This is a genomic window from Oceanospirillum beijerinckii DSM 7166 (genome assembly GCF_000422425.1).
Classification (GTDB): domain Bacteria; phylum Pseudomonadota; class Gammaproteobacteria; order Pseudomonadales; family Halomonadaceae; genus Oceanospirillum; species Oceanospirillum beijerinckii.
In genome coordinates, this window is record NZ_AULT01000023.1 from 61,215 (window position 1) to 82,927 (window position 21,713).

The 21,713-nt window shown below is 47.3% G+C and carries 19 protein-coding genes; 10 read left to right on the forward strand and 9 right to left on the reverse strand.

What is annotated here, in order from left to right:
• Window positions 1–143 precede the first annotated feature (143 nt).
• The 5 genes from H579_RS0108110 to H579_RS27765 all read right to left on the reverse strand — a co-directional run bounded on the left by H579_RS0108110 (window position 144) and on the right by H579_RS27765 (window position 4,351).
• The gene (locus H579_RS0108110) at window positions 144–683 is read right to left on the reverse strand and encodes a DUF924 family protein (protein ID WP_036565757.1); all 540 of its coding nucleotides are present in this window, start codon (window positions 681–683) and stop codon (window positions 144–146) included.
• A gap of 142 nt (window positions 684–825) precedes the next feature.
• Entirely contained in the window at window positions 826–1,437 is a 612-nt protein-coding gene (locus H579_RS24835; RefSeq protein ID WP_051227438.1) for a DUF3299 domain-containing protein, read from the reverse strand.
• A gap of 257 nt (window positions 1,438–1,694) precedes the next feature.
• Entirely contained in the window at window positions 1,695–2,984 is a 1,290-nt protein-coding gene (locus H579_RS0108120; protein WP_036565760.1) for an ABC transporter permease, read from the reverse strand.
• A 12-nt stretch (window positions 2,985–2,996) separates the two neighbouring features.
• Window positions 2,997–3,746 carry an ABC transporter ATP-binding protein gene (locus H579_RS0108125; RefSeq protein ID WP_028300257.1) on the reverse strand — a complete coding sequence of 250 codons (750 nt, stop codon included), beginning with the start codon at window positions 3,744–3,746 and terminating at the stop codon, window positions 2,997–2,999.
• Complete coding sequence (locus tag H579_RS27765; RefSeq protein ID WP_028300258.1) at window positions 3,740–4,351, reverse strand: ZrgA family zinc uptake protein; 612 nt, start codon at window positions 4,349–4,351, stop codon at window positions 3,740–3,742. Before H579_RS27765 ends, H579_RS0108125 begins: the two co-directional genes overlap by 7 nt.
• A gap of 261 nt (window positions 4,352–4,612) precedes the next feature.
• On the opposite strand from H579_RS27765, the gene nth reads away from it, so the two are divergent.
• A complete protein-coding gene (nth, locus tag H579_RS0108135; protein ID WP_028300259.1) occupies window positions 4,613–5,248 on the forward strand; it encodes an endonuclease III in 636 nt (211 codons plus the stop codon).
• Window positions 5,249–5,369: 121 nt separating this feature from the next.
• Here nth and H579_RS24845 read toward each other — a convergent pair whose 3' ends face one another.
• The gene (locus tag H579_RS24845; RefSeq protein WP_051227439.1) at window positions 5,370–5,816 is read right to left on the reverse strand and encodes a bactofilin family protein; all 447 of its coding nucleotides are present in this window, start codon (window positions 5,814–5,816) and stop codon (window positions 5,370–5,372) included.
• 390 nt (window positions 5,817–6,206) lie between these two features.
• On the opposite strand from H579_RS24845, the gene H579_RS0108145 reads away from it, so the two are divergent.
• The 8 genes from H579_RS0108145 (at window position 6,207) to H579_RS27770 (ending at window position 15,952) form a co-directional block, all read left to right on the forward strand.
• On the forward strand, window positions 6,207–6,395 hold the full coding sequence (locus tag H579_RS0108145) for a ribbon-helix-helix protein, CopG family (protein ID WP_028300260.1): 189 nt from the start codon (window positions 6,207–6,209) through the stop codon (window positions 6,393–6,395).
• 5 nt (window positions 6,396–6,400) lie between these two features.
• Entirely contained in the window at window positions 6,401–7,903 is a 1,503-nt protein-coding gene (locus H579_RS0108150; RefSeq protein ID WP_028300261.1) for a CHAD domain-containing protein, read from the forward strand.
• Window positions 7,900–8,649: a ParA family protein gene (locus H579_RS0108155; protein ID WP_028300262.1), complete on the forward strand. Its 750-nt coding sequence runs from the start codon at window positions 7,900–7,902 to the stop codon at window positions 8,647–8,649. Before H579_RS0108150 ends, H579_RS0108155 begins: the two co-directional genes overlap by 4 nt.
• Before the next feature lie 11 nt (window positions 8,650–8,660).
• Window positions 8,661–9,062: an NUDIX hydrolase gene (locus H579_RS24850; RefSeq protein ID WP_051227440.1), complete on the forward strand. Its 402-nt coding sequence runs from the start codon at window positions 8,661–8,663 to the stop codon at window positions 9,060–9,062.
• Between the two features lie 359 nt (window positions 9,063–9,421).
• On the forward strand, window positions 9,422–10,390 hold the full coding sequence (locus H579_RS0108165) for a tyrosine-type recombinase/integrase (RefSeq protein WP_028300263.1): 969 nt from the start codon (window positions 9,422–9,424) through the stop codon (window positions 10,388–10,390).
• 90 nt (window positions 10,391–10,480) lie between these two features.
• Window positions 10,481–11,458, forward strand: coding sequence for a 23S rRNA (adenine(1618)-N(6))-methyltransferase RlmF (gene rlmF, locus H579_RS0108170; RefSeq protein WP_036565761.1), 978 nt, complete (start codon window positions 10,481–10,483; stop codon window positions 11,456–11,458).
• Between the two features lie 217 nt (window positions 11,459–11,675).
• Window positions 11,676–12,794, forward strand: coding sequence for a substrate-binding domain-containing protein (locus H579_RS0108175; protein ID WP_028300265.1), 1,119 nt, complete (start codon window positions 11,676–11,678; stop codon window positions 12,792–12,794).
• Between the two features lie 47 nt (window positions 12,795–12,841).
• A complete protein-coding gene (locus tag H579_RS27770) occupies window positions 12,842–15,952 on the forward strand; it encodes an EAL domain-containing protein (RefSeq protein WP_028300266.1) in 3,111 nt (1,036 codons plus the stop codon).
• A 350-nt stretch (window positions 15,953–16,302) separates the two neighbouring features.
• Here the strand turns inward: H579_RS27770 and H579_RS0108185 are convergent, their stop codons facing one another.
• From H579_RS0108185 to H579_RS0108195, 3 genes are all read right to left on the reverse strand, one after another.
• Window positions 16,303–17,607 carry a TRAP transporter large permease gene (locus H579_RS0108185; protein ID WP_028300267.1) on the reverse strand — a complete coding sequence of 435 codons (1,305 nt, stop codon included), beginning with the start codon at window positions 17,605–17,607 and terminating at the stop codon, window positions 16,303–16,305.
• Between the two features lie 3 nt (window positions 17,608–17,610).
• Window positions 17,611–18,126 carry a TRAP transporter small permease gene (locus H579_RS0108190; protein ID WP_028300268.1) on the reverse strand — a complete coding sequence of 172 codons (516 nt, stop codon included), beginning with the start codon at window positions 18,124–18,126 and terminating at the stop codon, window positions 17,611–17,613.
• A gap of 192 nt (window positions 18,127–18,318) precedes the next feature.
• Window positions 18,319–19,302: a TRAP transporter substrate-binding protein gene (locus tag H579_RS0108195; RefSeq protein WP_028300269.1), complete on the reverse strand. Its 984-nt coding sequence runs from the start codon at window positions 19,300–19,302 to the stop codon at window positions 18,319–18,321.
• Between the two features lie 733 nt (window positions 19,303–20,035).
• On the opposite strand from H579_RS0108195, the gene H579_RS0108200 reads away from it, so the two are divergent.
• On the forward strand, window positions 20,036–21,613 hold the full coding sequence (locus tag H579_RS0108200; protein WP_028300270.1) for a BCCT family transporter: 1,578 nt from the start codon (window positions 20,036–20,038) through the stop codon (window positions 21,611–21,613).
• The last annotated feature ends 100 nt before the right edge of the window (window positions 21,614–21,713 follow it).

Consider the following 21,713-nt stretch of genomic DNA (forward strand, 5'->3'; position numbering starts at 1 on the left):
TAGAGTGGAAAGGTACTTGATTTTACGATGTTAGCAGTGGCTTAAGCTGTAGTCGCTCTTCCAAATATATTGGTTAGAGAGTCTGTTAAAAGTGTATTTATATCTATTGTTCAGACCTCAAGTTGATATGGTAAATTAAATGACTAAAACGAAGAGCCCGGTTGTTTCAAAAACTCAATCTCTTCTGGTGTAGATTCCCGTCCAAGTATTTCATTACGATGGGGGTAACGGCCAAAGCGGTCGATAATCTCTTTGTGCTTAAGTTCAAACTGCAGATTATTTTCATTGCCTAATCGGGTAAACATCTCAACTGCCAGGGTATGAATATCAGGATCTTCACTGTGCATCAGCGGCATATAGATAAAAGATCTTTCATTAGCCGTTAGGGACTGGTCATCGCCCACCTCAATAGCTTTCAGTGTCAGGGCAACGGCCTGCTCATCAGCGGCAAAGGCCTGTGGTGTATCACGATAAATATTTCTGGAGAACTGATCCAAAACAATCACTTCTGCCAAGCGCCCTCTTGGTTGATCCCGCCACGTGACAAGTTCATGACTGATTGCGGCTTTAAGATAGGCTTCAAAACGCTGCTTGATCATCTGATCGAGCTTTGAATCCTTTATCCACCACTGCTCAGGCTTGAGTTCAAAAAACCAGAATTCAATTACCGGCTGCCACAACATACAGACCTCCTGGTCATTTATTTTCTATGAAGTTTAGCTTTTAGCGTAAGAGCTATACTCCATCTGTGCCAGATAAAGTTTGTTATTGAGTTGTTGGCGTCAGTGGATTCAGGTGAAGGCCTGTCGGGTTATTATGCTGAGGTTAATATTCCACTGGAACGATATGTTCGGCATAAAGAGTATAACCCGCTTGTGCCAGTTCAGTGGTTGCACCTTCTACAGAGATGCGTCCGCTAACCCATACGGCATCCATGAGTGTATCTTCAGAGACAGGGATTTCACTTTTAACATAGAGGATCTGGTTTGATGGTGGCGGTGGTACGTGAATACAAGCGCCAAAAAATGGCACTAAAAGAAATTCGGTAATGCCCTCAGGTGTCACTTCCAGTGGTACAACAAAGCCGCCTAAGCGTACAGGTTGACTGTCCAGAGCACCCACAACAGGTGCAGAGCGATAAGCTTCTTCCAGTTTCCCCATAATCTCCTGAATAAGAGGGTCATCATCAGTCAGCTGCGCGATCCTCTCTGGATCATACTGATCCAGAATAGCATCGGCTCTAAAGCCATCAGGCACCAGATCATCCCACTCCAGATCCAGTAATTTATTATTCCAGCGGGATTGAATACGCTCGGATAGTTGATCAAAACCTTCCGGCTTAGAGGTGGCATAAGCCGGGGATGATACGGATATTAGCGCTGCCAATAAGAGACAGGCAGTGCTTACAGCGATCTGGCGAATAAACGATAGCAACAAAATAATAACCCTTAGAGAAAAATGGACTCAGCACTTGGCGGATCAAAACTTAAGCACATAATAATTACAAAGCACTAATAGATAAACCTGAGCCTCTCAGTACCTGCACAAAAGTTTTTCGACATTGATACCCTACCCTCTCCGGCCACTGGCCGGAGAGGGTAGAAATATTGATGTTAGCGTGCCTAAAGAAGCAGGTTTTGGTCTCAGCCTGCTGCTATTTTTTCTCGTTCTCTTTGTCTCCTGCAGCTGCACTGTTAGAGCTTCACTGCCAGGCCTTCTGTTAACGAGATACGATAAGCTCGCCAACCTGGCCAGATTCCAACTAAAATGCCACAAGCAGCAATCAATCCCAGCAGCTGCAACTCGCGCCAGGATAGTCCGGCTAACTGCAACCAGATTCCCCACTGCTGATAAACCACAGGTGCGGCTACCAGCAATAATAGATAAAACACCAGAGTGCCCAGTAAAATACCCATTAGCGTTAATAGCAAGGATTCGGTCACCAGCAGGCCCATCACCTGAATGGGGCGTGCCCCGATCGTACGTAAGATCGCAATCTCCCGTCGACGTTCATTTAATCCGGTTAAAATGACTGCCATTAAACCGACTAAACCACTGGCCACCACAAAGCCCGCCACAATCAGTAAGGCGTTTTCAGCAACCGACACCAATTGCCATATCTGCTGTAGTGCCACGCCGGGAATCACCGCCTGTAGTGACTCTGTTTTTTGCGTATTCAGCTTGCGTTGCACACGGAAGATTTGGGTTTTCTTTTTCACCCCGACCATCAGGGCTGTTACCGATTGCGGTTGCAGCTGAGTTTCAGTCAGCACTTGCTGATTTTTAGGCAAGCGTTGACTTAAACGGGCACGAATATCCTGCCCCGTATCCGGTGCGCCCCAGCCCACGTGTACCGCTTCAATACTTTCCAGGCTAACCAAGACACTACGATCGACTGGTGTTCCGGTTCGCTTGAGGATACCGACCACGGTAAAAGGTTTGTCGTCGTGGTTTTTAAAGCTGGTACGACCGACGCCATGGGCGATCACAATGGATTGGCCCGGTTTATAGCCCAGTTTATCCGCTACCTCTGCACCGATTACAGCCTCATATAGACCATCAAAGGTTTTACCTTCAGCGAATTCCAGCGACTGCTTACGACCGTATTTATAGTGTTCAAAATAGCCTACTTCCGTACCTACTACCCGATATCCCCTATGGGAATCTCCTAATGCTAACGGAATACTCCAGGCCACCTCTGGCATCTGACGGATCTGCTCCACCTGCTGCCAGCTGATATTTTTACTGGCGTTGCCCATATGAAATACGGAGTAGAGTAGCAGCTGGATATCGCCACTGGGCGCACCCACCAACAGATCTGTACCTGAGATGGTCTGCTTAAAGCTCAGCTTGGCTTCTGTGCGTACCCGCTCGACGGTAAGCAGCAAACAGATACTAAAAGCGATGGTAATCACTGACAGCAAAACTGTCAGACGTCGATTAAGCAAACTTTTAAACGACAGATTCAGTAAGGTAGTTAACATATCAGGTCCGATCTAACGTGCTGTCGTTGAAGAATTATCAATATAGGATGACGTAACCTGATTAATCTCAGGCAGGTAGATAATACGGGAGAAGTGGCTTTGTAGCTGTTCATCGTGGCTGACAAAGATCAGACTGGCACCACTGGCTTCTGCTTCAGTGGTTAACAGATCGAGAAATTGATCCCGACTGTTTCGGTCCAGTGCCGAAGTTGGCTCATCAGCAATAATAATCGGCGGCGAACCGATCAGGGCCCGGGCCACAGCCACACGCTGTTGCTGACCGATACTGAGTTGAGTCACCGAAGCCTGCCATAAAGACTCCGGCAGATTTAGCCTTGTCAGTAAGCGTTTGGCCTCATCAAATGCTGCTAGCTTATTTCGCTTCAGATAGTTTCGGCGCGCTGGAGAAAAGTCACAGGCCAGGGTGACATTCTCCAATACTGAAAGATAGGGCAGTAGATTAAACTGCTGAAAAACAAAGCCCACATGGTCTGCCCGGAAGCGATCCCGGGCAGCGCTGGACAGGTTGGTAAGCGCCTGTCCCAGTACCCTAACCTGCCCCTGATCCGGTTTAACCACACCGGCTAACAGCGACAGCAGGCTGCTTTTTCCGCAGCCGCTGGGACCATAGATAAAAAGACGTTCGCCAGGCATAACCTCAAGTTGATCCAGCGCCAGCACGGGTTCTTTTAACCCAGGCCAGGCAAAGGAAATCTGTTTTAATTGAATCAACGCCTGATCTAAATCCGTCTTTTTTACCACTTTAACATTCCATCCTTATCCATATTCGCCACCATAATGCGACGCTCTGATACAGCCTCAGCTCTTAACTCTTCCAGGTGAGGCAGGTTTGCAAACAGATTAATCTGGATATTCTCTACATCCTGGCCTTTGCAATCAAATTGATAGCTGACACGGATATCGGAGTGAGTTGTGTCTTTGTGTCCGGCATGGTTATGTTTATCGTGATCATGTTCGTCATGGTCATGATCTTTGTTATGTTCATCATGGTCATGTTCGTCGTGGTCATCATGCCCTTTATGATCATCATGGCTGTGCTCAGCTACAGCAAACGGCAGCTCCAGACGGGTATCAACCAGCTTGCATTTCTGGGCCAGAGAGGTCAGCTTGTCTGGAGTATTCAGTAGTTTGACCAGCTTAATAACCGCTTGCTCTTGTGCTTCAGTCTTAGGCTGATGTTCAAAGCCCAACAGACTATCAGCTGCACCATCCAGTTCTACCATCACTTCATTGCCTTCCTGAGACAGCATCAGGTTAGCCACACCATGTTCGTGGGCAGCAAAATTCTCAGCATGTACTCCCGCACTGGCAGTTAAAGCCAGCGCTATTAAACCTTTCTTAAACATTTTCTATTCCCTGCCATTGGACGGGCTGTAAACGGGGTAAATTTGCCAGCTAAATTATACATCAGTAAAAAAGCTATGTTATACCATAACAAACAACTTTGTTAAGCGCAGGCTTGGATCGCATCCATTGGACTGAGATAATAGCGCCAACCTGAACCCAAGCGGTGCCTATGCGCCTAATCTGACTGCCTGAGGCAGCAATAGTTGCCTTATCATTTCCAGATAAGTGATAGTGTGCCCAGCATAAGACCCAAAAAGATTATGAACGCGGAAAAACGTCAGCAGATTTTTGCTCGCCTGAGAGATCAAAATCCAACCCCTACAACCGAGCTGAACTACAGTACACCGTTTGAGTTACTGATTGCCGTATTGCTGTCTGCTCAAGCCACCGATGTGGGCGTAAACAAAGCCACCGATAAACTCTATCCTGTCGCGAATACGCCGCAAGCGATTTTAGATTTGGGCTTGGACGGCCTGAAAAGTTATATCAAAACCATCGGCCTGTATAACAGCAAAGCCGAAAATGTAATGAAAACCTGTCGCATCCTGTTAGACAAACACCAGGGAGAGGTGCCGCAAAATCGTAAGGACCTGGAAGCACTACCGGGTGTTGGTCGAAAAACGGCTAACGTGGTACTCAATACCGCTTTTGGCCAGCCAACCATCGCCGTAGATACTCACATCTTCCGTGTCTCTAACCGTACCGGTATTGCCAAGGGGAAAAATGTTGATGAAGTTGAGCAACGTTTGCTGCGCCACGTGCCAAAAGAATTTAAGTTGGACGCCCACCACTGGTTGATCCTGCACGGCCGTTACACCTGTGTTGCCAGAAAGCCCCGTTGTGGTTCCTGCATTATCGAGGACCTGTGTGATTTTAAAGATAAGACAGAGATCTAGCGGTTTGAGCTAGTACAGAGTTTGTCTGGCATCGTTTTAATGTACTCCATGAGAGCTATGGCTCTGTGGTCTATTTGTGACACCTAGCCTCCTTTGGTGGGAGGCTAGGTGTAGATTGGGGCTATTGATGTTTTGACGCAGTGCTAAAGTCAAAGCCTACAACGTCTCTTGGACGCGTTCTTTTTTTAGGCATGGCTGGACATTCTTCCGGTAGTCCTCGATAAATATTACCCATCTTGCCCTCAAGAACAGCGCCGCTGGCAACCTCAATAATATTGCAATACATATTGCCTTGAATATTAGCCGAAGCCTTGATAACCAGGTTTTCACAAGAATGAACATCCCCTGTTATCCTGCCTGAGACGGTGACCGTAGGCACTGATATCTCACCGATAACACGCCCTTTATCTCCAACAGTAACGGATGCTTTTGAGCGATCATCCGCAATCAGGTTACCGAAAACTGAACCATCGATCTGAAGATGGCCACGAAAGCTCAAATCCCCAACAATCTCTGTACCAGTAGAAATAATCGTGCTGGAATCGTTAACGCCATTACGTTTTGCCATATCTTATTTTCTCTCTCTGGCGTAGAAGGGTCTTTCTCTATAGTAGTAGAGTTTTTCTCCATATTAGTCGAATGAAGGATTGAGTCTACTGATAGTCGTCAATTCGCGTGATTAAAGCGAGAGATGCGGCGATGAGTCGAAGTAAAATAATTAGGTGCCAAATTATTGGGTTGGCTCACCTTATTCACCATACTAACCCAAAGATTCACGATGCTAATCCAATGATTCACCGTACTAATCCAATAATTCACCGTACTAATCCAGTGGTTAACCATGCTAACCCAATTAGTCGTAATTACTGATGCTGTCATAATCATTTAATTTGAAGTCAAAGCTTTTTTTAGCATAATAGGTGACGTCATTCTTTCATGATTGCAAAGGTCGACTCTCATGAGTAAAGAAAATACAGATAATACAGAGTCAGAAAGGAAGAAAAACACTTCTCTACGCTTAAACAGCAAGACTCTGAAGGCCCTTAAGATCAAGGCAATTGAGGAAGAGACCAGTGTTCAGAAAATTGTTGAACAACTGATCGAAGATTATCTTGACGGCCATATCAAACTTAAAAAACGGAAGTAGGTGCCATGATTAAACAATCCAGCTGGCTGATTCAGGACGCCGATAAAAGCGACCAGATTCTAGAACAACTTACACGGCAGTTTCTGCTGGAACCTACTGGGCAAGAACATAATACGCTCACTTTCTACGATGATTTTGAATGGCGTTTGTGGCGCAACAACGCGCTGTTTGCCAGTGACCCGCAGAATCAAGTCATCCTTATTCAAGGTGACGACAGTGCTGTTTACCCCGATGAAGTTAATCCGGCATTTGCCAATGACTTTAATAATCCTAAGTTAAAAAGTGCTCTGTATGAGTTGCTCGATATTCGTCGTTTGTTACCCATTGCGGAAGTCGAAACCAATATTCGCCACTTTGCGCTGCGTAATTTTGAAGATGAGAAAAAAGTCTGCAAACTGGTGATTACCCGTTCCGGTTATGCTGATACCTGGCAACTAACCGGTATGCGCGGCTACGACAAAGACTATCGCCAGGCTCTCAGCTGTATTCTGGAAGCGGAGCCGGAAACCCCACAGCATCACCTGTATCGCTTAAGCTTGCAATCCTTGGGGATTAAGCCCAGCAAATATCGCTCTAAGCCAAAGGTTAAGGTTGCACCTGAGCTGCCTGTCGCAGAGGCCGTGGCCAAGATGGCGCAAAAAATGTGGAAAAATGTGCGCATCAATGAAGAGGGTATTATTCAGGATTTGGATAGCGAGTTTCTGCATCAATATCGCGTAGCTTTACGCCGGATGCGTGCACTGTTTACTCAGATGAAAAACTTTGTTGGTACTGATGAAAGCCAGTGGTTTAAGGAGGCTTTAGGGGATCTGGCCCGCAACACTAATCGTTTGAGAGATCTGGACGTTTATCTGGAAGATCGGGATTACTATCTGGATCTGCTGCCAGAGAATTTCCATGGTGGTCTGAACGAGCTATTTGATCACTTTGCCAAGGAGCGCCGCACTGAACAGCGTCGGGTTGCAAACACGTTACGTAGTCAGGTTTATCAAAATAAGGTTCAGGCACTGGAAGAAACCCTATCTGCTTGCCCAGGCAACCCGACCGAAAAAGGTCAGCTGGGTATTCAGGCCGTTGCAGCCAAACGCATTCTGAAGCGTTATAAGCAGATCGCTCAAGATGCTGCGAAGGTTCATGATCAGACACCGGATGAAGAAGTGCATGAAATTCGTTTGGACTGTAAAAAGCTGCGCTACCTACTGGAGTTTTTTGGCCCGCTGTTTGACAAGGAGCAGACCAAAACCGTGGTACGCGCGCTAAAACGTCTACAGGATAATCTGGGCCGTTTTAACGATTACTCGGTGCAAAGGGAAAGTCTGGAGCTGTATCTGGAAAGCCACAAAGTATCCGAAGAGATTCAGGCTGCCGTTCACGCTCTGGCCGGTGTGCTCTTTATTAAACAGCAAAAAGAACGGGATCAGGTATGCGATCAGTTAGCAGCATTCCTGGCAGACGATGTACAACAACTGGTTAAGCAACTGACAACAACTACAGGATGTGCCCAATGAAGATTATTGCCTGCTATAGCATCAAAGGCGGTGTTGGTAAGACCGCAACCTCAGTAAACCTGGCGTACTGGGCAGCACAATCCGGGTTGCGTACTCTGTTGATTGACCTGGACTCCCAGGGTGCATCGTCGTTCTATTTCCGTGTCCGCTCCAGTAAAAAGAACTGGGGCAAACGCTTCTTTAATACCTATGAAGAGCTGTTAAAACAGATTAAGGCATCGGATTACGACAACCTGGATATTATTCCTGCTCATGAATCTTTCCGTCATTTTGATCCGTTGTTAAGCGATCTGAAAAAGCGTCAGCGTCGCCTGAAACAGGTACTGAAAGGCCTGAAAGATGAATATGATCTGATTATTCTGGATTGTCCGCCGACGCTGAGCTACCTGAGTGAAGCCGTGTTTAAAGCTTCCAGCATGATCGTGGTACCGGTTATTCCAACCACGCTGTCGGAGCGTACCTATGAGCAGCTGCTGGATTTCTTCCGTGACAAAGATCTGCCGGTCGAGTCGGTATATCCGTTTTTCTCTATGGTGCAGCGTTCCAAGCATCTGCATAAAAACACCATAGAACGCATGACTACCCGCTATAAAAATATGCTGGAGAGCCAGATTCCTTTCTCCAGTGATATTGAAAAAATGGGTGAACACAGATCACCTGTCGCTTGCTTTGCACCACGCACTCCGGGCGGCAAAGCTTACGAAGGGCTGTGGGACGAGATTGGTCAGGTGATCGACAACGGCTAAGGGTTGAGTCAATGGTAAAAGAACGCATTGCAGCCTTACCCCTGAAGAAAAGGAAAAACCAGGCACCGCAAGTGTGCCTGGTCACCTCCAGACGTCACGGTCACTGGATGATTCCAATGGGGAAAAAGGAGAAAAAACTCTCCAATGCCGACGTCGCACGTCTGGAAGCTTATGAAGAAGCCGGAGTGTTAGGTCGGCTCAATAAGAAGAACACCCTAAAGGTGAATACCTGCTCTGGTCACAAAAAAAAGAAGCGTTGCGTCTTTATCTATCCTATGGAGGTGCGCAGTAAGCTAAAGCGTTGGCCGGAGAAAAAACAGCGCCAGCGCTGCTGGGTCTCGATTAAAAAACTCAGCAAACTGTTATCTGATAAAAATCTGGCTAAGGCCATTACCAAACAATACGGGAAGTGATGCTTCCCGTGTGCTATCACTTATTTCCTATTTATTTGGTCCTGTTCATCCTCTTGCATGCTATTTTGGCTTAGCGTTACTTATACCCGCCAGTTTCTCCACTGGTTGAGCAATGGGATCAAGGCTGAAACCAAAACGCCCACATACCCAAACCTTAACTCCTGATTTTTTCCTGCTGTAACTCACTTTTTGTCATATTTAAGACCCTAACTCCCTATTCAGGATTTATTTTACAGCGGTATGGGGCTCTAAAGGTGTATTAAAGTTAATTTTTCTAATTTTTATTTTCAGGAACTGTATATTTGCTCATAAAGAAGCTAAGATTGCGACAAATACCGTCACATCAGCCTGAAATACCGATGACTACCCTACACACCAGTACTCAGCAATATCTGACCTATTGCCGCTACCATAAAAATCTGTCAGATCTTTCCTTGAAAGCCTATGAGATTGACCTGAAGCGTTTTGTCGCTTATGCCGGAGCCAGAAAAAGCATCCGTCGTATCGATAAACATGTGATTACAGGTTATGTGCAGCACCTATTTGAAGAGGGCTTGAAAAGCAGTTCGGTTAAACGTCGTATTGCTTGTCTGAAGGCCATGTTTCGCTGGCTGGAGTTTGATGAGCAGATCGAAATAAACCCCTTCCACAAAGTCGATCTGCGTATCAAGCTGCCTCACCAGCTACCACGCAACCTGAGTACTGATCAGTTGCAGATTCTGATGACCCGCGCACGACAGGATATCGGCCTGCGTACCTATCACGAAAGGCAACTGTTGAAGCTGGATAGTGTTGTATCGAAAGGCAACTTTAATCAGTTCACAACACTTTGTGCTATGGAGATTCTTTACTGTACCGGTATTCGAGTAGGGGAGCTTGTAGGGATTACATTGCAAGATCTGGATCTTGTTAATGGCCAGATCAAAATTAGAGGCAAAGGCCATAGAGAGCGCAAGGTTTTCTTGCCCGATCAGGACTTGATTCGTCTGCTGGGCACCTATCAATACCTGCGCAGCCGATTGTTTTTCCCAGACCATTCAGAATTCCTGCTTAATAGCCGGGGTAAACCGGCCTCCACGCAATTTATCCGCAAGCTGCTCAAAGAACTGAGTGAACGCTGTGGCATGGGGGAGCACGCCACACCCCATATGTGTCGCCATTCCACCGCGACAGAACTGCTAAATGCTGGGGTTGATATACGCTTTGTACAGAAGCTGATGGGCCACCAGAGCATCACCACCACACAACGCTATACCCATGTCAGCGACGAGGAACTGAAGTACCAGATTTCAGCGGCCGGGCTAAGGGGAGGGCTGAAGAAAAGTTAGTGCGATTCATGCCAACCGTTGATTCTAAGACAATAAAGACACAGCCGGGGTACAATGGCCCCTTGAGCCTGTTATCTTGATGAGTTGTTGATGAAAAAAACCAATCTGCACCCACGTAACCCGCACAATGCCCCCTACGATTTCGCCAAACTGACGACTTTGGAACCTGAGTTGGAGGCCTTTACCCAACTCACGCCTCGACAGGATGTGTCGATGGATTTCAGCAATCCTCAAGCCGTTAAGCTTCTAAACAAGGCGCTGTTAAAACAGTTTTATGGCGTCGAGTTTTGGGATATTCCCGAAGGGTATCTGTGTCCTGCGATACCGGGACGGGCGGATTATATTCACTACATTGCTGATCTATTGGCCAAAAAAAATGGCGGTAAGGTACCCAAGGGGAAGAAGGTTTCAGTCTTGGATATCGGTACAGGAGCCAGCTGCGTCTATCCGATTATTGGCAGTCAAAGCTATGGCTGGTCTTTTGTTGGTTCTGATATTAATCTCATTTCTGTGAATACCTCTGAGCAGATTGTGAAAATGAACCGCAATCTTTCAGCAAAGATTCGTTGTCGCTTGCAGAAAGACAGCGATGCTATCTTTCGCAATATCATTAAAGCTGATGAGAAATTTGATCTCACCTTGTGTAACCCCCCATTTCACATGTCTGCTAATGAGGCAAACAGGGGGACACAACGGAAAGTTCGGAATCTTTCCAAGGGCAAAGGCCAGCCCGGTAAATCTGTGTCGCCTTATCCTCCGCAGAAACCCACACTCAATTTCGGTGGTCAAAATGCTGAGCTGTGGTGTGATGGTGGTGAGATCGCTTTTCTGGGCAAGATGATCGATGAAAGTGCACAGTTTTCAGGGCAGTGTTTGTGGTTTACCAGCCTGGTATCGAAAAAAGACAACCTGCCTAAGCTGTATCAGCGTTTGAAAAAAGTTAAAGTCTGTCAGGTAAAAACACTGAATATGTCTCAGGGAAATAAGATCAGCCGTATTTTGGCGTGGAGCTTTCTATCCCCTGACGAGCATGCCGCTTGGGCTGAATTTTACTGGTCTGGTCGTTAACGTTGGTGGTTTTCTGCGGCACATAGTGTCGCTTTTATGTTGTCTTTCTGTAAGATAATACCTGCAGGCTTTTGGTCTTTAATGTAAGCTTTTGTGTGTTAGAGTAATCGGGGTCGAAAAAATGTTAATTAAGTGGGGATTTCGGTAATTTTTATTTGATCTTAAGCAGTTATGTAGGTCGAATAGGGACGTTGCTGTTGTTTTTGAGGGAGAAAAAATGAGATTGATCAGATATGTCGTGTCCTTGCTTTGTACATTTTTGGTCGTATTGAGTATCACATCTGTTCATGCCCAACAGGAGTATATTCGAGTCAGCGAATACTTAAAGCAACATCCAGATCAGACACGAATAATGCAGGCGTTTTCTGAGCGGGTCAGAGCGCCTGCGATTACTGCGGCTCCTGAAATTCAGGCCGCCAAGCCTGTTCGTATTGCTGTTATCTATCCAGCAATCCAAAGTTCTGATTATTGGTTAAGAAGCACCTCTGCATTTGAGGCTCGTTTAAAAGCACTGAAACTGCCTTATCAATTGCGTACTTTTTACTCCCGCCCCTCTGTCGATCTGCGCCTACAGGCAGAACACCTTGCTGAAGCTATCAAGTGGCAACCGGATTATCTGGTGTTTACCATGGATGCTCTGCGCCATAGAAGTATGATTGAGCGCATTTTGCTACGGGGTAAGCCTAAGCTGATTTTGCAAAATGTCACAACGCCGTTAAAGATTTGGCAGACACGTCGCCCTTTCCTGTATGTTGGTTTTGACCATGAACTGGGCTCTAATATATTAGCGGATCGAATTGCGGATGATATGCAGGGAAAAGGCCAGTATCTGATGCTCTACTTCTCAAGGGGCTATGTTAGCCAGATGCGTGGAGACACTTTTGTCCATAAGATGATGGAATATCCCAATATTCAACAAGTGGCCAGTTATTACACGGATGGCAACCGTCAAAAAGCCTATCACGCGACATTGAATACCCTGCAAGAGTACCCCGGCCTTAAGCTGATCTATGCCTGTTCGACGGATATTGCTCTTGGTGCTTTAGACGCATTGCGCGAGAAGGGCTTAGTCGGGAAAATTCAGATTAACGGCTGGGGTGGTGGTAGCGCAGAGCTAGAGGCTATCCAGAAAGGCGAGCTTGACTTTACCGTGATGCGTTTAAATGATGACAACGGTGTCGCGATGGCAGAAGCTATTCGCCTGGATATGGAGCAGAACTCTCTCCAAGTACCCCATATTTACTCTGGTGATATTCGTCTGATTGAAAAAGGGATGTCGGACAGTCAGTTAAAAGCTTTACAGCAGCAAGCGTTTCGTTATAGCAATCAACAATAATAAAAACTGTACGTGGATGATCGTACAGAGAATATATGTAGGCCCATATGCAAAATTCGAAAGGAAGCCAGCTCAGCTTTGCGACGGTTTTATTCTCAGTGGTAGTGGTGACTCTGATCACTGTTGTGACTCTTCTACTGGTACCTGCGTATCAGGGGTCTCAAAAAGCGCTGTCTGAAGAGATCAACATGATGCAGCAACGGGATAAACGTGTGCTGAACTACCTGTTTGAGCAACAGCTGAGTAACATTGCCCGCATCAGTAATGAGATAACCCAAAGTAGTAGTATTAAATCCAGCTTGTTGGCTGGGGATATGATGTCCGCTCAGATGCAGATGGATGACAGCATGCAAAGCCAGGCAGGGGATCAAATTGATCTGTTAGTGCTGGAGAATGCTCAGGGTGAGCGCATTACAACAACGCCATTTTCCTTTCTCGATCTGGATATCGATTTTAATGAGCTGGCTGACCGGCCCGCGCTGACTGAACAGTGGCAAAACCGCGTTACGGCTGATGGGCAAAGTTTTTTGCAGCTTAAGTTGCCTATTATTCATTCTGATCTGGGTAAAGTACTTGGCCACTTATATGTCTATGTGCTGCTAAACGATAACTTCTGGATTCTGAATGAGATTAAACTCCTAACCGGCACACAAGCGGTCTTGTTGATGCAGGATAACCAGGTTCTGGCTCAGATCAGTCCGCATAATGAGCAGGTGCAGCTGTTGCATCAGGCTCAGTTTTCTAACCAGCCTTTTCAACGTGTACCCGAAGGTATAGCTTATCAGTATGATCTGGTGATTGCGGATCAGCACTTTAAAATCAGAGCCTTAATACCCGACACAGGGTTACAGATTTTGGAAGAGGCCTACACGGGGCGCTTGGGGATCAGTGCCCTGATTATTCTCGGCAGTGCTTTTATCATCTTTTATTTCCTGCGTAGCCTGCTACAAAGATCCCTGCATCGTTTGGTGCGCTACGCGGAAGAAACGGCTTCTTTGGCTCATGAGCAGGCTTATCCCAATGAGCGCTTTAAAGAGTTTGCCCGCGTGGGTAATGCGGTAAACCAGATGGCTCAGCATATTCGGGAAAGGGAGCAGCGTCTGTCGGCGGTGATTCAAAACGCACCGGGCTTGGTAGCCATTAAGGGCACCGATATGTGTTATCAGAGCGTCAATGCCAAGGTTAGTGAAATGACAGGGCATGATGAGATTATTGGCAAATCGGATCGTGATATTTTTCCGAAAGCCTTTGCCGATTTTCTGCAGTCTTCCGATAAATTGGTGCTGGAAACGGGGAAACCTTGTCAGTATGAGATGGACCTGGCAACACCGACGGGAATACGTACGTATCTGACCAGTAAATTCCCTCTGCTGGATGAACAGCGGCAGGTGTATGCGATGGGGAGTATCGCTACGGATATCACCGAGCAGCGACAAAATCAGCGGCGTTTAGAATTGGTGAATCAAGTCTTTGAGGACACTGCTGAAGGTATCTTGGTGTTTGATGAGCAAAATCAAAGTTTATTATGTAACCGTTCGCTGACTGAATTGACAGGTTATGAGCAAGAAGAAGCGTATAAAATTGCCCGTAACCTGATGCAGGAACATAATGAAATTCGAAGAGGCTTGATCCACCATCGGCACTGGCAGGGCGAGATTCTGCAGCGTCGTAGAGATGGTAGCGCTTTTCCAGCTTGGGTCTCAATCTCAGTGGTTAATATGTCAGCTGAGGAGCAATCATCCAATCGTTATAGTTTGTTGCATAAAGCGGTCGATGAAAGTATGCAGCAATATATTGTCGTAATGAGTGATATCAGTCGTCTGCGTGATGCCGAAGAGCGTTTGGTTCGCATTGCTAACTACGATACGGTCACTAATCTGCCCAACCGAAGTCTTTTCTTTGATCGTCTGGAACAAAGTCTGGTGCGGGTCACTCGCAATCAGCAGATTCTGGCGTTATTGAATATGGACATTAATCGCTTTAAACAAATTAATGAACAGCATGGTCATCAGGTAGGTGATCTCTTGCTACTTGAAGTCGCGCAAGGGGTCAGAAGTCAGCTGGATAGCAGTGCGACTCTGTCCCGTATTAATGCTGATGAGTTCCTGGCTCTGGTCGAGCTCAAGTCCAGTGCCCCGGCTCCTATTGAACAGCTGGCTACTACTATTCTGGCTCAGTTTGACGAACCTATTTCGTTGGGCAGTGGTGTTACGATTAAAATTTCGCTCAGTATGGGGATTGCTCTTTATCCTAATGATGGTGAAGATGCCCAGACGTTGGTCAGTCACGCGGATGTAGCCCGTTATCATGTTAAACCCCGTCAGGAAATTGGTTTCCAGTTCTACGATACCACACTGAATGCCCAAGCCGAGCAACGTCTGCGCCGCGAACGGGATCTGCTGACCGCACTAAAAAGTGATGATCAGTTATTTATGCACTACCAGGCTAAGTACTCGGTGGATGGTAAACGCATTATTGGTACAGAGGCTCTGGTGCGTTGGATTCACCCGGAAGATGGTTTTATTCCTCCTGATCACTTTATTCCAATTGCAGAAGAAAATGGTTCAGTCATCGATCTCGGGCGTAAAGTCTTGCAGATGTCTTGTCAGGCGGCTAAACAATGGCAGGATAAAGGCTTTGGGGTGCCGGTTGCGGTGAACTTGTCTCCTCGTCAATTGCTGGACAGCCATCTGTTTGAGGATATTGCTTTTGCACTGGAGTCTACAGGGTTACCTGTTGAATTACTGGAGCTGGAGATTACAGAAACGGTAGTGATTGAAGATATTGAGCGCGTTATCACTATCCTGCAGCAGCTGAGGGATATGGGCATTCGCATCTCTGTTGATGATTTTGGTACCGGATATTCCTCTTTGATCTATCTAAAGCGTTTACCCGTCGATACTGTGAAAATCGATCGTTCTTTCCTGGACGATGTACCGGGTGATCCAGATGACGAAAGCCTGATTCGAGCGATTATCACCATGTCCCATTCCCTGGGATTACAGGTGATCTCTGAAGGTGTCGAAACTCAGGAACAGCAACAGTTCCTGCAAAAGCACGATTGTGATGAGCTGCAGGGCTATCTGTTGAGTAAGCCGATCCCTCAGGAGGCCTTCCTGGCTCTTTTGGAAGAGCAGTATAAAGGATCTCTTCATTAAGTCAGCACACTGTACCCGTGTATACTTTGCTCTTGAGAGGCTATGTCCTAACCAGGTTAAATCACTGCATCTTAAGCGGGTTTATGCCTCTGGTTTGACCTGCTATTTGACCTTAGTAGTCCGAAGTAGGCTGCCGGTGAGGGGGATCATTCAGCGCCAAACAATACCGGCCGATATGATATGCCGTCACTTTCCAATATGATAATGGGGTATTACGGCACAGGTATCGCTTCCTGAGAGCTTTAATAGGTTTTACTGACTTAGAAGTGTGAGTGAGAACATCCTTGTTTAGCACGACTTCCAATTCTTTAGGCTCGGATCTGGGCTGAAACTATAGCCCTTAGAACTGCCTATGAGGTCATCAAGGTTGGCAGGTACAGTACAATGGACGGGTAAGCGGTAATCAGTACAATCGCCAGCGCAATCATAAAGAAGAACGGCAGTGCCGCTTTAGCCACATAAAGAATATTCTTCCCGGTCAGGGCCTGAATCACAAACAGGTTAAAGCCCACGGGCGGTGTAATCTGCGACATCTCAACCACCAGCACCAGGAAAATACCAAACCAGATCAGGTCGATATTGGCCTGAGTCACCATCGGCAGTACCACAGAGGTGGTCAACACGATTACCGAGATACCATCCAGGAAGCAACCCATTACGACAAAGAATAGCGTTAGACACAGGATCAGCTGAATCGGACTTAAACCCAGAGAGGCGATCCATTCCGCCAGGGCATTAGGGATACCGATAAAGCCCATAGCCAGGGTCAAAAAGTGTGCCCCTACCAGGATCAGACCCAGCATACAGGAGTTCTTCACCGCACCGGCCACGCTGTCGATAAAGCCTGTCAGAGTAAAACTGCCCATCACCACGGATAACAGCAGAGAACCTGCGACACCAAATGCGGCTGCTTCTGTCGGTGTGGCAATGCCCTGATAGATAGAACCCAGTACACAGCTGATCAGCAGTGCGATAGGAATCAGGCGTCTTAAGGCAAATAGCTTTTCTTTTAGAGTGTATTGCGCTTCATCGGCACTGTTGCCTGCGCGTTTCTGCATCAGTGTCCAGACGGTTGTGAAGGCCATAAACAGACCGATTAGCAGTGCGCCTGGCAACACTCCAGCCAGAAATAAACGGGCAATAGAGACCTCGGCAGAGACACCGTAGACAATCAGAATAATTGACGGTGGAATTAAAAGACCGAGAGTACCTGAACCGGCCAGAGTGCCGATAGACATGGTATCGTCGTAGCCGCGACGGGACAGTTCCGGCAGTGTCATACGACCGATAGTGGCAGCCGTTGCAGCAGAGGAACCTGATACCGCTGCAAAAATACCGCAGCTGAGAATATTCACATGCAGCAGTTTGCCCGGAAACTTGGACAGCAGCGGAGACAAGCCTTCAAATAGATCTTTAGATAGGCTGGTGCGAAACAGGATCTCGCCCATCCAGATAAACAGTGGCAGTGCGGTTAGCGACCAGCCAGTCACTGCTCCCCAGGAGGAGGTGCCCAGCAGCAAGCCAATACTTTCATTGCCAATCAGTTGCAGGCCGACAATAGCCACACCGGTTAAGGTTAATGCCACCCAGATACCACTGGTTAGCATCAGTAGCATACAGATGACTAAGATAATGCCGGTTAATGTGATATCCATGATTTACTCCACGCTCAGCGCGTTGTCTTCCTGGGCTGCGAACCCCGGTACTTTTCCACTCAGTGCTGTTATTAAGCCGTCGCTCATGGCCAGAGCCAGAAACAGAGAACCCAGAGCCATAGGGGATTGAATAATCCAGAGCGGTACCGCCAGATAGGTGTCGGTAACGTCTTCGTAGATATAGGATTCGTAGGCGGTATAAGCGGTGTAATAAGCCAGATACGAGCAGATCGCCAGGCCAACCAGCAGGTTAAACAACTCAACGATAAAACGGGTTTTACCGCTCAGGCGGGATAGTAGAATGGTGACGCGAATATGCCCGCCAGAGTTAAAGGTATAGGCCAGACCAAAGAAGATGGTGGCGGAAAGCAACCAACCGGCAAAATCTTCTGAGGAGGGGATAATAACACCCAGCATACGCGCGCCAATCTGGGCCAGAATCAGCAGTGTCATAATCACCAGGCAGCTGCCGGAGAGCACCGCAGAGGTCAGGTAAAAGTAGTGTTTTACAGTATTCATTTTATTGTTATCCGATGACCGAGCTTGATGGACAGTCTTGTCAGGCTGGTGTCCCCGATTGCAACACCGTCCGGCTTTCAGGGGAAAACCCATTTCTGGGGGTAAGCCATAGGTGATGCAATCAGGGTGAAACGTCTTCTCTAAAAACAGAGAAAGTGAACGCAGTCCGCTATCACTTAAGCCAGAAAAGGCTTAGTGAGCCTTGTAGGCTTGCAATACTGCTTTTCCATCGGCCCCTGCTTCCTGCAGCCATTCATTGACCATGGTGTCACCAATCGCTTCCAGCTCAGACAGCAGAGTTTGGCTAGGCGCAGACACCTTGATGCCTTCTTTAGCCAGTGTTTCAGTGTGAGTCACGGCCAATCGACGTCCCAGCGCCCAGCCTTGTTTCTCGGCATTGGCTGCAGCATCCAGAACCACTTGCTGAGTCTTGCTATCCAGGCGGTCAAACATACGCTTATTAGCAAAGACCATGTTCTTTGGAATCCAGGCGTGGATGGTAGTGAAATGCGAGATATAGTCCCAGCTCTGGCTGTTTACGCCAGTGCTAGGTGAAGTCACCATGGCATCAATCGCATTGGTGGTGAAGGCTTGCGCCACATCGCTGAACGGGATATTCACCGGCGTGGTGCCCATCAGGTCTGCCAGACGGGATGTGGTTGGGCTGTAAGAACGCATCTTCAAACCGGACAGGTCAGACAGACTATTGATCGGCTTGTTGGAATACAGATCCTGCGCAGGCCATGGAGAGGTATACAGCAGAATCAGGTTCTCTTTTGCCAGGGCCTTGTTCAGTGCTGGCTTAGACGCTTGGTACAGTTTCTCGGCGCTGTCAAAGTCTGTGGCCAGGAAAGGGATATTATCCAGTTTAAAAATAGGGTCCAAATTACCTAAGCGTCCAATAAAAACTTCACCAATGGGGACCTGGCGGGTTTTTACTGCGCGGTGGATTTCAGGATGCTTGATCAGGGAGCCACCGGAGTGAACCTTAATCAGTAGTTTGCCCTGAGCGTTAGCATTCACCTCTTCCGCAAAGCTACGTGCTACCTGAGTCTGATGGGTACCATCGCCGTAAGGCGTCGGCATATCCCAACGGGCGGCGGAAGCCAAACTGCTGGCCCCCAATGTCAGGGCTGATGCGAATAGAACGGCAGCTTTTTTGGCGATAAATTTCATTATTATTCTCCAGTTATAAGGTTTATCAGCCTGCAACCCTGAAATGGGTTTGGCATTGGCTTATAGAGATAAAGCAAGGGGTATACCAAGCTGGAAAATAGTAAAAAAGTTGTTAATAAACAGTAGGTTATTTTTTGATGTGTTTCTCGAATAATGGATTTTGAGTTGGTTTTGACTCGCAGGATTTAAGGCGGATGAGTCACCTTTGACCCACGGATGATTTCTTTCCGATGGCTCTATAGCCTCGTGATATCAGGTTTTGTACGTGCTTGTTTGTTTTCAAATGGCCTGTATGTCGCTAAGGGGAAGGTAAGTGACGTAAAAGTGTTTTTGCACTAATAGCTTGCACTCCGGAAAAAATGTCACTTTGGAACCTTGTCGATAATGGTCATTTTCCCGGTTTAAATGTCGTTATAAGTCAGCTGATGTTCCAAGAGTGCTCGTACTATTGAATGACGTTGGTTCGGGTAAAGAAAAGAGACAACCTTTCCTGCCCCCGTGATCAGCTCAGGCTACCCGGCCTGCAATAAGTACTGGCTGTTAAAGACGTACTCACTAATAACAATAATGCTATTCCGCTAGGGCGTTTCTGAGTAAGTTGGTTGAGGTTCGCCAAGGCCTGCAATGGCTTTTTCAGAGACTCCCAAAAACGGAAGCCTCTCTTCAGGACAAAGATTCCTCATAAAGGACCGGGTCTCTGAAGAAAGGTGTCACAATAAACGGAGTCAACTCTATGAACCAAGCTGTAAAGCAACCGCCGAATAAGTCGCAGGACTATACCTCTGACTATAAAGCGGGGCAGGACAATATTCAGGTGATGGGGATGGATATTCACAATCCTGTTTTCACCACCAGTGCGCTGGCCATTGTGGCTTTTATTGTTCTGGCTCTGATCTTTCCTACTGAAGCCAATAAGATGCTGACAGGGGCGCGTACCTGGTCAATCGAAACCTTTGATTGGTTATTTATGATTGGCGGTAACATCTTTGTTATCTTCTGTCTGGCATTAATCTTCCTGCCCGTGGGCAAGGTGCGTTTAGGTGGCGACAGTGCAAAGCCTGATTTCAGCACCATGTCCTGGTTTTCCATGCTGTTCGCTGCGGGTATGGGCATCGGTCTGATGTTTTGGAGTGTGGCAGAGCCTGTGGCTTACTACACCGATTGGTGGGGTACGCCGCTGAATGCTGCTGCGAAAACACCAGAAGGTGCGGCAGCTGCGATGGGTGCTACCATGTTCCACTGGGGCCTGCATCCGTGGGCTATTTATGGTGTAGTGGCGCTGGCTTTGGGTTTCTTTACCTATAACAAAGGCCTTCCTCTGACGATTCGTTCTGCGTTCTACCCACTGTTTGGTGAGCGTGTCTGGGGGCTGTTGGGGCATATCATCGATATCGTTGCGGTACTGGCAACGATCTTTGGTCTGGCAACGTCACTGGGCCTGGGTGCTTCACAAGCAGCGGGTGGTCTGAATTTCCTGTTTGGTATCGAAAACAATATCTCTACACAGATAGGGATTATTGTTGCTATTTCAGCGATTGCCATTTTTTCTGTGGTACGTGGTCTGGATGGTGGTGTTAAGGTACTGAGTAACCTGAATATGGCATTGGCAGCAGTTCTGCTGCTGTTTGTGGTATTTGCAGGTTCCGTTTCAGGTTTCTTCGGTAATCTGTTCGGCACTGTTAGTGCTTACGCTCAGGACATAGTGCCTCTGAGTAACTGGGTTGATCGTGAGGACGAGAAATTCTATAAGGGTTGGACTGTATTCTACTGGGCGTGGTGGGTATCCTGGTCGCCATTCGTAGGTATGTTCATTGCTCGTGTGTCGAAAGGTCGTACGGTTCGTGAGTTTATGGTGGCGGTTCTGCTGATTCCAACATTGGTTTCTGCCGTATGGATGGCTGCATTCGGTGCGCAAGCGCTGGATCAGATTCAGGGTGGTGTTGGTCAGCTGGCGAATGGTCTGGGCGATGTGTCTCTGGCGATGTTCCAGATGCTGGAAAACCTGCCAATGGCTGAGATTACCTCGGCAATCGCTATTGTACTGGTACTGGTATTCTTTATCACCTCTTCGGACTCAGGTTCTCTGGTCATCGACTCCATCACTGCCGGTGGTAAAGTCGACGCGCCTGTACCTCAGCGTATCTTCTGGGCCGTTCTGCAAGGCCTGATCGCGGGTGTTCTGCTGTACGGCGGCGGTTCAGAAGCGCTGAAAGCCCTGCAAGCCGGTGCCATTACCACAGGCCTGCCATTTACTGCAATTCTGCTGCTGATGTGTGTCAGCATCTATAAAGGCCTGAAGTCTGAGGTGTAAATACGAATAATCGTTTTTACTCAGATCATCAGTCAGCCTGAATAAGCTGGCAGCAAAGGGGCACGGGTGAGAATCCGTGCCCTTTTTATATCGATATGGA